Origin of the sequence: Paenibacillus sp. FSL H7-0323 (assembly GCF_038002725.1) — a bacterium.
Lineage (GTDB): Bacteria > Bacillota > Bacilli > Paenibacillales > Paenibacillaceae > Paenibacillus_AQ > Paenibacillus_AQ odorifer.
In genome coordinates this window covers 1,119,179-1,132,049 of sequence record NZ_JBBODB010000001.1, presented here as the reverse complement: position 1 = coordinate 1,132,049, position 12,871 = coordinate 1,119,179, and the positions used below count along the sequence as shown (strand labels likewise).

The window sequence follows — 12,871 nt, the reverse complement described above, 5'->3', positions numbered from 1 at the left end:
AGAACAAGCCGACATCATCCCTAAATGATGCCAGCCTGTGATGATGGTTAGTGGCCGGAATGCGGATTGCCTCCTGCAGCAGGTGAGATTTCTAGCATGTCATCGATTTCACTTTGTGCTCGCTCATTTATTGTAAGGTTATCCCCAGTTATCCAAGCATGATTGTAAGGACCTTCTGCTGGTGAATCTTGAAATTTAGGTTGAAGCTCCATCATATACTCCATTACTGAATCTGGCAGCCCGTCTTTTTCCGTAAAAATAAGCGGCGCATGTTTCCCCAAATGGGAAAAAGGCGTAGCGGCGATAGCGAGCATCGTAGAATCCGTGGTTAACAAAGACAGGTTATGACCGGGTGTAGTGATTCCCCAGCCGAATCCGTTATTAGCATCCTTAAAACTTGCAAAAGCTATAGCGTTCTTAAAAACATCTTCTCCTGCTATACGGGTAACTGTTCCGTATTCTTTTAATTGCTTTTCTACATCTGCTGAGACAATGTCTTCTGGTCCTAGAATATAAATGGTTGCGCTACCTCCACGTTCTTTTAAAGCCTCGACCGTTGAGTTAGGAATTTCGTCTTTGGTTACAAAGAGAAGAGGTTCAGGCATATGTGCGATCCAATTCACTGCTGGCAACGTGTACTCAGGGCTATCCATAGAACCAATAATGACCGACTTTGGAAGTTCACCCGCTGCTTTGGCGTAATAAGTATCTATAGCCTGAGCTACTGCCGCTGGCTCATCCCCTTCTATCCGGTCTACTTTTAAATCAATGGCCTTTAATTGTTGTTCGACATTGGATGCCATAGGCCCAACAAGCACTACCTGAACCCCTTTATTGCCTTCAGCACCTATTGGATTCAGTCGCTTAAGTTCAGCGAGAGTAACCTCAGGAACCCCTTCTTTTGTAGTATACAGTACAGGCCCATTACTGGGATGATGAATCAAATCTGCACTAACTGCGGCGATCTGCCAATTACTCACATCCGTCAAAACTACACTTGAAGGTCTATTATTCTTTGTTTGCGCAGTCCATAAAGTCTGAGAAACTAACACTGCGGCTTGAATCGGATCTGAAGTGTTAATACGAGTAGTATTCTTCGTAGCTATCCATGGTTGCTCCACCGTTGCAGAACTAGCTTGCGAATTAACCTTAGATTGAACATTATTGCCTGATTGGCAGCTTGTTAACACTGTACTCAAAAGCAAACTAACGGCAACAAATGGTATGATTTTTTTCATCCTAAACCCTCCTGTGTGATGTTCTCGCTTGATTTAGAGTAGTTTAGTCTACAAATGTGTGGAAAGTATGTAGAATTTAAAATAAATAAAATTTGTATATAATGAAAAAGAGCATCCCGTAAGCCATGAATGACTCAGGATGCTCTTGGTTTAAAGTTTTTTCAACACTTACCAGTGTTTAGCGATAAAAGTATCCCGACCGGATTGCTCCCGATCTTCTTTGTAGTGCTTGGGATTCTTATGATGATAATCCTGATGGTACTCTTCTGCACGATAAAAAGTTGGCGCCGGAAGAATTTCCGTAACGACTGGACCGGAGAATCTGCCACTGACCGCAACCTGTTCCTTCGAGGCAAGAGCTGCTAAACGCTGTTCTTCATTATAATAGAAGATCGCTGTCCGGTACTGAGTTCCTCGATCCTGGAATTGCCCACCATCATCGGTAGGGTCAATCTGAGGCCAATATAATTCAAGCAGCTTCTCGTATGAAAAAAGCGCTGGATCAAACGTAATCTGCACAACCTCGTAATGCCCCGTTGTTCCGGTTTTGACTTCTTCGTAGGTTGGATTCTCAGTTAACCCTCCCGCATATCCCGATACAATTCCATGAATGCCTGGTAATTCCTCAAACGGTGTCACCATGCACCAAAAACATCCGCCTGCAAACATCGCTTGTTCCATATGATCCAATCTCTCCCTATCTATCTTCATCTAATAAATAATATATGCTATGACGATAAAGCCAAAAGATCATAAAGTCAATGGAAGTCCGAAGCACCATTAGAATTCAATTCTCCAAAACGTTATAATATAACAACAACAGAAGTAGAAAGGAATGCGCTATGAGAAAAAATCGTTTAGGACAATCCGATTTGTATGTAAGTGAAATAGGACTTGGCTGTATGTCTTTGGGTACGGATGAGGCGAAAGCCATTTCCATTGTTCATGAAGCACTCGATCAAGGAATCAATTTTGTTGATACAGCAGATCTTTATGATGAGGGCCGTAATGAAGAGATTATTGGCCAAGCCATTCGTCAACATCGACAGGATGTAATCCTGACCACAAAAGTTGGCAACCGCAGAATTCCCGGCCAAGATGGCTGGAGCTGGGATCCTTCAAAAGCCTATATTAAAAATGCAGTCAAAGATAGTCTCAAACGGCTGCAAACCGATTACATCGATCTATACCAGCTGCATGGCGGCACTATTGAAGATCCAATTGACGAAACAATTGAAGCTTTTGAAGAACTTAAGCAAGAGGGTCTTATCCGCTATTATGGGATCTCTTCTATTCGTCCTAATGTAATTAGAGAATATGTGAAAAAATCAAATATTGTAAGTGTTATGAGCCAATATAGCATTTTAGATCGACGTCCTGAGGAAGAAATCCTTCCTCTGCTAGCTAAGCATGGAATTAGCATGATCGCACGCGGACCTTTAGCAGGGGGCATACTGTCAGAGCGTGGTCGCAGCAAGGCGGAGAAGAATTACTTAGATTACAGTAGTGAGGAACTTCTGAATTTACATGATCAGCTTTCGCAGGAAACTAGTGACTCGCGCAATCTTGCACAAACAGCGCTTCATTATCCACTAGCCAATCCATCTGTAGCCGTTATTATTCCTGGGGCAAGCAGTCTGGAGCAATTAAAAAGCAATGTAATGGCTGCTGATGTAGCTCCACTCACTTCGGAGGAACTTGCAGACATTCAGCGGATAAGCAAAGCAAATCGTTACAAGCTTCATGTATAGATTAGTCACTTTCGTTAAAAACAATGAGGTGTCCATAGCCATACAATGGCTGTTGGGCACCCCCTCCTTTTTGAAGCTACCTGATCGCTGATCTAATCCTTAAACTTGGTTTAATTAAGTACTAATCACACTTATGAATCGCACTATAGGACACAGTTGACCTTATACGCTACTTTTTCCTATATTAAGGGTGCTCGCGGACTCCATAGCCGCTATGAGCATGATAATCACCATATATCACCCTCTATTTAAGGAATAGCAGCACTGGAGTCCGAAATCATGCTCCAACGCCTAAATATATACAAATAACGTCATCTGGGTCCGAAAGTATTCAAGTCACTCCGCGTGACACATCCAGCCTGCCATAATTCCAGTAGAATAAAATCGAGTGATTCTTGTGAAGCCTGATTCTTTCAATAACTCTTCAATTTGTTTTTCGGGAAGGAAAGAAATTTTCGTAATATTGTTACTTACATTATCAAACGCATCGGGAGATTCATACCCTGCAACCCAAAAGCTTTTCCATACGTTTATTCTGTCGTGGAGTTCAGGATCATCCAAATCTCCATATGCACTTACGAGAACAAATGGAGCACCCGGTTTCAGATTATCCTTTATGGAGCGAAGCAATTTCAATTTTTCTTGAACATCATGGATGAAATGAAGGACCAAAATACAACTTGCCACATCGAACTTTGAGTCCTGCTGAGGAAGATCATCGATTGTACCAGGAATCAGACTGACACGGCTCTCTAGGCCCAGTTCATCTATCTTTAATCTCGCAATCTTAAGCATATCTTCCGAAGGATCCACTCCAGTAAATGTCCAGTTTGGGTTAGATGGCCCCCATGCCGAAAATTCATTTCCTCCCCCCGCACCGACCACGAGCATAGATACAGGGATGTCACCTAATTCGAAGCGAAAATAAGATTGGATCATCGAAAATAATGAATCATAAGAGGGAATCGAAATATGAGTGGTTTTTTCATAGGTTGCCCTCTTGGCATTTAATTTTTGCTCTTCAGTCATTGTAATCATCCTCCATTGTTTTAAACTTCATATTTTAGTATCAAAACCCACATTAAAGTCATTACGGATTTATATTGTCTCTAATAACCCCGAAAAAAGAACGGATCTTTACTCCGTCTTCATCGTTTTTGCCAAATCTGCAATTTTCGTGTTCTCTAAGTACTGCTCCATCTGTCGCTCAGCGTCAATCACAACCTGTTGAATCAGACATTCACTTCCGTGATCTAGACTGCATTCAAAAAAGGAAGCCGTTCCTTCGATTGCATGGATAATATCCAAAAAAGAGATTTCTTCCGACTTGCGTCTGAGACGATAACCACCATTAGCACCAGGTGCAGATTGAATCAATCCAGCCTTCACTAGCTTAGTCATCATTTTGGACAGATAGGTTTGGGAAACACCTAGCTTCTCAGCAAGCAATTGAACACCCACCGGCTTATCAGACGCCACCGTCACCATATAGAGCATTGCATGAAGTGCATAATCTGTCGCTTGGGAATATTTCATTCAGCACCTCCATTAACGACTTTAGAAATCTATGATAACTCTAACATAGCTAAAAGGCAAGTTTGTTCGCTTTTTAAAAGAGAAGAAGCTCAAGAACCTTTGTCCCAAGCTGGCTCATTTTTCCCTTCAAAAGTAACGATAAAAACCGGAGTTTTATTTAGATGTTTTGCTGTTGCAGCGTATTATTTTTTCCAGAGCATGTTCTGAAAATAATTCAAAATTAGGGTTAGTCATTAATAAATACTCAGCCTTAATATTCTTAACTGTGACCATCCGAATGAACTCCCCTCAACTAATTGGAGTATACTCACCATTAAACTCAAATTCATAGTCATTAGCGATACGGATATAGCCATATACGCAATGCCAGCGATCTCTGTAGAAAACACTGGAATAATTCTGATTATCCCTATTTCCTTCAGCAACTAAGATCTCCTTGTCATCGCATGCTAAAACAATACCTGTATGATCGTGAGGGTCATTAGTTAGCAATTTTTCATAAATCACAATATCACCACGTTGAGGAGTAAACCCCTCTTGCCCGTCAAAATAAAAAAATGCGGTCTCAGGTAGTTGCGCCCACTCTAACCAAGCCCCTACGCCAGCTAATCGAAAATCAGCATTCGGATATCGAATCGGCAGCAGAAATCCAGCTTGCATACAGCAGTAATATACAAATGCTGCGCACCAATTGTTTTGTAATACTTTATAAATCGCTTGGTCAGGCCAATATTTACAGATTTCTCGATATCGTTCGTTTCCTGGTATTCCAACAATGTTTTCTTTTCCAAATGCTTCAGCAATAGTAGCTAACTTACCTCGTTTATCCGTAGGCTGGAGAACTTCAGCCCCGCTACTGTAATCTATCTCTTCCAAAAAATCCTCTGGAATCGTCATTTCACGAAGTACATTCCGAAGTCTAGTATTGTCCTGAGGCATTAAGATACAATTCCTATTCTGCAAGTGTAATTGTAGAACTTGAGCATCCTTTAGAATCTCTTCATAGGGACCCTGAACTTTATTTCTGTCCCCTTGATGGAAGATCGCCTTTAGAATTTGAGTCAGCTCTTCTTTGGTAAACATATTCAAGTCTCTTAATAAAGGCCTTATGGTATCTGCACTGTTGGGACCTGGAAATTCCTTGACTCCGGTTTTGAAGAAATAATAATTATGAAGCAGTCCTATAATGGCTGCCAATTCCTGATTTTGTTCTCTTTTCATGGCAAGCAATGAAGCGAAACTAGACACTCCGTACAGGTGAACACACGCTTCCTGTTTCCGTTGTTCGCTACCTATAGACATGATCATTTCTTGAACCAGCACACGCACACTATCGAGGCGCTGGTTCACTTTTGTTATCAGGCGTTGAGTCACTGGAAACCTTCCCTTCCGTTACTACTCAGCTGTAATAATATTAAAGCAAATAACTCACATATTTATTTTTATCAATTCATTCCCTAAAGACTACCTTTTTCTGTCCATCCTTGACGAACTCCACACCAAAATAATCGGTATTACCGTCCGCCCCGAATTCAGCAATCCGAGCGTCAGACTTACTCTCAAAGTGAATGTTATATTTAATATTAGATCTTGGTAACAAGGTAATCTCTTGCGGCTGAACCTCTGCGAATGACCAGATCCCTTGAGGATTACCGTACTCTCGAAAGATTGGACGGATCATAACGGTTTCATTTTGCCCGCCATAGTTGATTAGCCTGATTGTACATTGAACCTGCACAATATCCTCTTGAGTACCGTACATACAGTGCGAATCTTTTTCCAGAAAATCCACAACTTCAATTCCATCATTGTTCATATTCACAAGATAATACAATCGTTCTGTTAGAAATGGATATAATATAATGAAAATGATGATAGCAAGCAAAACGGTTCTGCCTACATATTTTTTATAACGCTGTCTAAAGTGCTTTATAGTTAAACTCCCACTGAAAATTAACAAAATGATCCCGAATATTGCTGAATAATGTAAACCATGGTTTGTCGCAGGCTCGCTCCAAGGCGGAATTCCAATGGTTCTGAAGAGGTAATCCCCAAACATAGTTCCCTGATGTGTGATTCCCACAAAAACTAATGAAAACAGCAAAAATAAAACAGTTATCCAACCTTTACCCTTGGTCATTTCATCCCTCCCAACCAATAACAGTTATGTCTTCTCTAACCTCCAAGGAAAGATTCCTATGCATATACAGTTCAATTTTTTTACCGCTAAAGCTCAAGGTGTAATCAACTACGTAAGGGGTTTCAATGTAATATACCGTGAGGATTAATTTGGAATCATCATATTGCCAGCTTGCAGATGTACAAACTTCCTGCTCACTAAGGGATAAGTCTTTAATAAATAAACTTTTTGCATGGGTAGGCCTTGAAAAATCGAACGGAAATTCATCTAAATGATCGTCGTAAAGTAAAGAAAAACTAAGGTGCTCATCTTCAAACTTCAATGTTAATTCTTTGATTTTATGCTTATTGTCTTCAAAGATATAGGTTCCACTATACGATCTATAATCTACTTTAACTATCCTGTCTACTAAGGAGGTAAAGGTAGGAGGTTTAATAATGTTAGATGCAACCGTTGGCCAATCAAAGTTTAGTAAATTTGCATATATGATATCTAAAAAATCCTGTAACTTCTTCATCTCGGTAAAACTTGAAGTTGCAGCAATCACAATCTCTTGACTCGGATCAATGAAACACAATTGACCAAAAGCTCCATTCCCCATCTTACATCCATTCCTGCACATAAAGAACTGATAACCATATCCGTTTGACCAGTCGGGCTTATTTTGTCCCCAACGATTATCGCTTTGTTCATTTAGCGCCAGCTTTAAATAATCTTTCGAAACAATTCTACGACTATTGTAAACCCCTTGATTGAGGAGCATCTGGCCAAATTTCGCGATTCCATCTGTTGGTATGCTTAGTCCCATTCCACCAGCAACAATTCCTAACGGGCAATTCTCCCATTCCGGTCTTTCTATGTCCAACGGGGCAAATAATCTTGGCATTAGAAAATCAACAAAATTTTCTCCAGTCGTCTTTTCGATAATAGCCGAAACCATATAAGTGGCGTGTGTATTGTAATTGTAATAACTTCCCGGTTCATCTTCTACGTCCAAAGCTAAAAAGGCACGAACCCAATCATTTTGCTTGGCTATCGCACCATATATATTATTGTTATGTCCTGTATTCATGGAAAGAAGATGATGTATCGTCATCTTAGCCAAATTAGGTGAAATCGAGTTAGGAACCTGATCCGGGAAAAAAGAAACCACTTTATCCGTTAATTCAAAATAACCGTTATCCCATGCTATGCCTGCTGCAATAGATGTAAAGCTCTTACTTAGAGAAAATAAAACCTGGGGAACGTTTTTGCGGTACGGTTGACGATAAAACTCGGTAATAACTTCTCCCTTACGCAATAGCATAAAAGTATTAACCGGTAAATCAGATCGTTCAAGTTCTTCATAAAACTTAGACAGCGCTTGGGTCAAATTCTCTGGATTATCCATTTAAACCTCGCTTGTCGTTATATTTTTGAGTTTTCTAATAATCTCAGGTAGAGCACTAAGTCTCGTGTCAGGTCTCCTCCATTTGTTCATTTAGACGGCAACCTTGTCATACTTAGCCTAAAGACTTGTTATACCAAAAATAATCTTCAACGTTTTACGACTCTTCTTACATATTTTCAAGCCTTGTTTTAAGTCTAGAATGATTACAGTTTTGCCAATCCAAATCCTTAAATATAATGAGCGGAACTTTACCGGTTTCACTATGCCTTTTTCTTCATATTCCGTTCCATCCTCTAACTCCGTTTCAGTTCTAATAAGCCATGTATTGCCGAGACCAAATTCGATATACTTCAGAATCTATCTCCCCCCGTACATGAGCTGCTTTTATTGCTCAATAGTTTTTATAAGATAAAGGCAGAGATCATCGTCCACACAAACATGTGCCCCAGGCTCAACAGGCTTATTATCGTACATGATTCCCCGCCCATCAGGGATAAAACCACGCTTTATATACATCCGTTGTGCGGTTCCATAGTCAGCGTATAATCCAAATCCAATACCAATAGTATTAGATATAGTAAAAGCATCTTTTTCAAGAGCTTCAATTAATACACTTCCTACCCCACGTTTCCTAAATGGCGGGATGACGTCAAAGTTTTGAATTTCAGGTATATTATTCTCTGCAAAATAAGGATATTCCGACCTGAATACCACATGTCCCCATCCAACAAACTCATTTTCACAAAAAGCTAAAAGTGTAACTCGCTTTTCATTTTGATTTTCTTGCCAACAACGTTGGACATAATCAAGAGGTTGGCTTACGTCATGCTCAGATAACCCCGTATGTATAATATCAATATCGTTTTGTGTCATTCGACGGATTTGTAAAGGTAAGGCCATAATATAATTTCCTCCTAACTTATTAAATGAGTCCATTCCTATATTAACATACTAATTAGGATTAATCTGGTAAAAAACAATTATTGTTAAACTAACCTGTCAGATAAAAGAACAGGCTGCCGAATATACCGGCAGCCTGTTCTGATTTTGTTATTTTTTTATTTCTTTAAGGTAAAAGTCATATAATTGATCAATAGATGAACTGGAAAAGATAGACGTGGCTTGTTCAATTTTCTCACGTTTCCAATCGAACCAGCGCATTTCCTTTAACTTTTCGATTTCTTGATCTGTAAACCGTTGCTTGATCACTTTAGCAGGATTGCCGCCTACTATCGTATACGGTGGGACATCCTTTACAACAACTGATCCTGCCGCAACAATAGCACCTTCGCCTATTTTCACACCGGGCATAATCATTGCATTCATCCCAATCCAGGTATCACTAGCAATGATTGTATCCCCTTTGGATTCGTAAGAGTTTGCAATCTGGTCTACAAAAGGATACACGGTAATCCATTCAGGATGATGATTGTGATTCCCACCCATGAGAATAATTACACCACTAGCAATACAAACATAATTTCCTATACTCAATTTATCTAAATGCCAGCCATAATCTTCACTGGGATTAAACAACTTTCTTGATTGTTCATCACCCCAAAGGTATCTGACACACCCATCTTCAAAATCAAGATTATCGTAATAACCAGAGTAGTAAGAGTACTCTCCTACCTCTATCATTGGGTTGGTGACAATATCCTTTAAATACTTAGTTTCAGACCAGTGGCTAAACTGATGTTGTTTCATTTTCTTTCCCTCGCTTCTAAGTAATGTAATTCATTTATACTTAGAAGCTTGATGCAGTAGCGACATTCTTAAACCTTTTCAAACGACGAACCATCGTCCTCATCCTTTTCCTAATTGATGCCGTCATTGTAACAAACGAATGATTTATTCGTCAAATCAACCGTATTGTCCGAACTCAGCTCAATTATGAATTTATCGGATTACGGCTAGCCTTAACATGTTTAAGCTGGGCAACTATAATGACGCTAATGATCACTAGAAGGAACCACGAACTGATCTTACTGAAACTAACCAGTTGCCACGTTTGATATTGATCAGGATATTTCCATGCATTAAAAAATGTAGCGATATTTTCAGCTAACCAGATAAAAAATCCTACAATAAAAAAGGCCAGTGTCAAGGGCATTCGATAGGTAACCGTCCGTACCCTATAAATGATCCATGTTTTCCAGAAGACAACAACCACAAGCGCTGTCAGCCACCAACGAAAATCAGGAATGAAATGATGTGTGAAAAAATTTAAATAGATGGCTCCTCCCAACAATCCCGCTGAAGCAAGCCCCGGCCAACCGGTCATATCCATTTTCAATCTTCGCCATATCTGGCACATAAAGCTTGCGACACTTGCATACATAAATCCACTATAGAGGGGTACACCAAACACCTTCGTAAACCCTGGCTCAGGGTATGCCCATGAACCCATCTTTACCTTATAGATTTCCAGCAATAAACCAATAACGTGGAACACACAGATTACTTTTATTTCATCCAGTGTCTCTAATCCAGTACGGTACATGAGGTACTGCACTGTAAGCAGTATTAGAAGAATGGCATCATAACGGTAAAGAAAAGGCATTTCTATTATGTTAGAAAGAGCTAAAGTCCCAAAAATCGCAACAGGAAATATGCAACTCATCGCCTGATGATATCCGAAATGCAGTAATTGTGTTATTGACTTCATTCTTATGTTTCCTCATCATTTTTGTATTCTAATAGATCTCCAGGCTGACATTCCAAAGCCTTACAAATTGCCTCTAACGTTGATAATCGCACCGCTTTTGCTTTTCCATTTTTCAAAATAGAAAGGTTAGCCATTGTTATTCCAACTCTCTCCGAAAGCTCAGTAACACTCATTTTTCTTTTAGCCAGCATCACGTCAATATTAATTATAATCGCCATTGTTTTCACCTCAGACAGTTAAGTCATTTTCTGATTTTATATCAATAGCTTCTTTTAAAAGCTTTTGTAGAACTGCAGCAAAAACGGCAATCACCATGGAGGCAAAAATGATAATCAAGCCGATGACTATAATCCCTGGGGCATCATCTTTCTCCGCCATGAGGTAAAAGAGTGGCATACCAACTACATACAAGCAACTGATGATGATTGCACAATATTTTATTTTCTTTAAAACCTGTACAGACATTTCCGAGAAAGCATTGTTTTTGTCAATATAGCCTAACAGTTTAAAAGCTTGATACAGTGCAAAGTAAAAAGGTATCGCCGAGGCATACAAATCAATGGCAATGAGATATTTCAATAAACTATAATCCGGATACAGTTCTGCTGCGAAACTCGCTATTTCCGGCACCACAAATATGCACAAGGCAAGCACCGGGATACCAATAAGAATAACCGCTGCCCTTAAAAAAAGTGTTGATCCTCTTTCCATAATAAACACACCTCACAGATTTATTGTGAATTGAATTTATCATATTATTTATCGTTTTACAATATATTTTAATCGATATACAGTTATTATTGGTTGTTTTATAACTTTCGACTAAAAAACCGAGCTAATTGACTTTTGAAGTCACTAGCTCGGCTTATTTCACCTTTTCATATCTCTTTATCTCTATTTTTCTATTCTACAAGTAATCCTAATACTGACCGAGATCGATAAAATTCAAATCCATGTTAGCTTCATCTTCAGCCTGATTTGTAACCTCTGTTGATACTGCTTTTCCTTCGTATTCAAGGTTACCGCTTGTCAAATTGAATACATACAGACGATTACCTTTGAAGTACTTATTACCCATATTCTTATAACCCACAATATAGAGATAGTCTTGTTTAAAATCATAGGTAATGTTTTCACTTAAATCTATATTTGTATTCTTCAGAGTAGTCTCATATTCTTTACTCACGAGATCGTAAGAAATAACAGTAAATCCTATATTCTCCTTACCCGATACAGCTTTTTGCAGGAAATAAATTTTCTGTCCATACGCATTCATAATATTATTCAATAACATTTCATGCCCTTGGAACGCGAGCGGCGAGATTTGTCCTGTTGCAACATCTACTTGATATGCCTTTTTATGATTATCTTTACTAACTGTTAAAATCCATTGATCCGAGTGATCCAGATTTTGATTGGCTAACCTAACGAATTGATTATCCCCATTTGCTGCTTCAGATTTAGCTCCTGGTAATACGAGCGGCTCATTCGTAATCTCCTTTGTTGTTAGATTAACACGGATAATCTGCGGTTCAGTTACATAACCTTTGGCGCCGTGATTCAAAAACACCATTGCAACAAGCTCTTGATCAACAAGCTGTACATTTTGTACATAGATATCTGAAATATCATGATCCACATTGATATCGGATCTGATTTCCTGCGTATTATCCTTTTGCTTATTAAGCACAGAAATACTGAGTCTAGCATTTTTCTTCGCTGATGGATCATTTGATTGCTGCTTATCTACGGTCCAATTCACGTAAGCAAGCATATCCTGATTTTCATAGAACCCAGCTAAGTTCTTCTTCCCACGCATGAACTGACGATGCTGATCCCTCCATTTATCCAATTGTGTGTTCACTGGTCTTCGGTTTAAGCTTTGGCTGATCGTTAACTTTTCATCTGGATAATCTGTACCATTTGTAGTGATATTAGCTCGTTTGATGCCAAAAACACTATCCTTAGTCAGATAATTTCCGTATAAGGCTATACCTTCAACGAGGGAAGCATCCCCTTGAACCATCGTCAGCTTATAATTAGGTAGTGTCTCTTGTGAGGCCTGTACATAATACGTCCCGATTGTAACAACCGAGAACACTACAAGAACGGCGGTAACCATATATTTTCTCATTCCTTAACCTCCAT

General features: G+C 39.3%; 15 protein-coding genes. 1 reads left to right on the top strand and 14 read right to left on the bottom strand.

Annotated elements, in window-relative coordinates; all coding sequences use genetic code 11:
* Window positions 1–47: 47 nt before the first annotated feature.
* Both MHH89_RS05425 and msrA read right to left on the bottom strand, forming a co-directional pair.
* Window positions 48–1,238, bottom strand: coding sequence for a cell wall-binding repeat-containing protein (locus tag MHH89_RS05425; RefSeq protein WP_076280699.1), 1,191 nt, complete (start codon window positions 1,236–1,238; stop codon window positions 48–50).
* A 168-nt stretch (window positions 1,239–1,406) separates the two neighbouring features.
* Window positions 1,407–1,919: a peptide-methionine (S)-S-oxide reductase MsrA gene (gene msrA, locus MHH89_RS05420; protein WP_076185882.1), complete on the bottom strand. Its 513-nt coding sequence runs from the start codon at window positions 1,917–1,919 to the stop codon at window positions 1,407–1,409.
* A gap of 161 nt (window positions 1,920–2,080) precedes the next feature.
* Here msrA and MHH89_RS05415 point away from each other — a divergent pair, with 161 nt between their 5' ends.
* Entirely contained in the window at window positions 2,081–2,989 is a 909-nt protein-coding gene (locus MHH89_RS05415; protein WP_076280700.1) for an aldo/keto reductase, read from the top strand.
* Window positions 2,990–3,325: 336 nt separating this feature from the next.
* Here the strand turns inward: MHH89_RS05415 and MHH89_RS05410 are convergent, their stop codons facing one another.
* The 12 genes from MHH89_RS05410 to MHH89_RS05355 all read right to left on the bottom strand — a co-directional run bounded on the left by MHH89_RS05410 (window position 3,326) and on the right by MHH89_RS05355 (window position 12,857).
* Window positions 3,326–4,018, bottom strand: a complete 693-nt coding sequence (locus tag MHH89_RS05410; RefSeq protein ID WP_076129358.1) for a class I SAM-dependent methyltransferase — start codon at window positions 4,016–4,018, stop codon at window positions 3,326–3,328.
* Between the two features lie 108 nt (window positions 4,019–4,126).
* Window positions 4,127–4,525: an RrF2 family transcriptional regulator gene (locus MHH89_RS05405; protein ID WP_036678138.1), complete on the bottom strand. Its 399-nt coding sequence runs from the start codon at window positions 4,523–4,525 to the stop codon at window positions 4,127–4,129.
* 288 nt (window positions 4,526–4,813) lie between these two features.
* Complete coding sequence (locus MHH89_RS05400; RefSeq protein WP_254847606.1) at window positions 4,814–5,899, bottom strand: CHAP domain-containing protein; 1,086 nt, start codon at window positions 5,897–5,899, stop codon at window positions 4,814–4,816.
* Window positions 5,900–5,975: 76 nt separating this feature from the next.
* Window positions 5,976–6,665 carry a hypothetical protein gene (locus tag MHH89_RS05395; RefSeq protein ID WP_076280701.1) on the bottom strand — a complete coding sequence of 230 codons (690 nt, stop codon included), beginning with the start codon at window positions 6,663–6,665 and terminating at the stop codon, window positions 5,976–5,978.
* Window position 6,666: 1 nt separating this feature from the next.
* A complete protein-coding gene (locus MHH89_RS05390) occupies window positions 6,667–8,055 on the bottom strand; it encodes a serine hydrolase domain-containing protein (RefSeq protein ID WP_076280702.1) in 1,389 nt (462 codons plus the stop codon).
* Between the two features lie 117 nt (window positions 8,056–8,172).
* A complete protein-coding gene (locus MHH89_RS05385) occupies window positions 8,173–8,409 on the bottom strand; it encodes a DUF3977 family protein (protein ID WP_076129355.1) in 237 nt (78 codons plus the stop codon).
* Window positions 8,410–8,439: 30 nt separating this feature from the next.
* Complete coding sequence (locus tag MHH89_RS05380) at window positions 8,440–8,955, bottom strand: GNAT family N-acetyltransferase (RefSeq protein ID WP_076129354.1); 516 nt, start codon at window positions 8,953–8,955, stop codon at window positions 8,440–8,442.
* A 150-nt stretch (window positions 8,956–9,105) separates the two neighbouring features.
* On the bottom strand, window positions 9,106–9,762 hold the full coding sequence (locus MHH89_RS05375; protein ID WP_076280703.1) for a CatB-related O-acetyltransferase: 657 nt from the start codon (window positions 9,760–9,762) through the stop codon (window positions 9,106–9,108).
* 184 nt (window positions 9,763–9,946) lie between these two features.
* Complete coding sequence (locus MHH89_RS05370; protein ID WP_076135041.1) at window positions 9,947–10,723, bottom strand: DUF817 domain-containing protein; 777 nt, start codon at window positions 10,721–10,723, stop codon at window positions 9,947–9,949.
* 2 nt (window positions 10,724–10,725) lie between these two features.
* Window positions 10,726–10,941: a helix-turn-helix domain-containing protein gene (locus MHH89_RS05365; RefSeq protein ID WP_076129351.1), complete on the bottom strand. Its 216-nt coding sequence runs from the start codon at window positions 10,939–10,941 to the stop codon at window positions 10,726–10,728.
* Window positions 10,942–10,951: 10 nt separating this feature from the next.
* Entirely contained in the window at window positions 10,952–11,434 is a 483-nt protein-coding gene (locus MHH89_RS05360) for a DUF2975 domain-containing protein (RefSeq protein ID WP_038570783.1), read from the bottom strand.
* 208 nt (window positions 11,435–11,642) lie between these two features.
* Window positions 11,643–12,857, bottom strand: a complete 1,215-nt coding sequence (locus MHH89_RS05355) for a hypothetical protein (RefSeq protein ID WP_076280705.1) — start codon at window positions 12,855–12,857, stop codon at window positions 11,643–11,645.
* Window positions 12,858–12,871 lie beyond the last annotated feature (14 nt).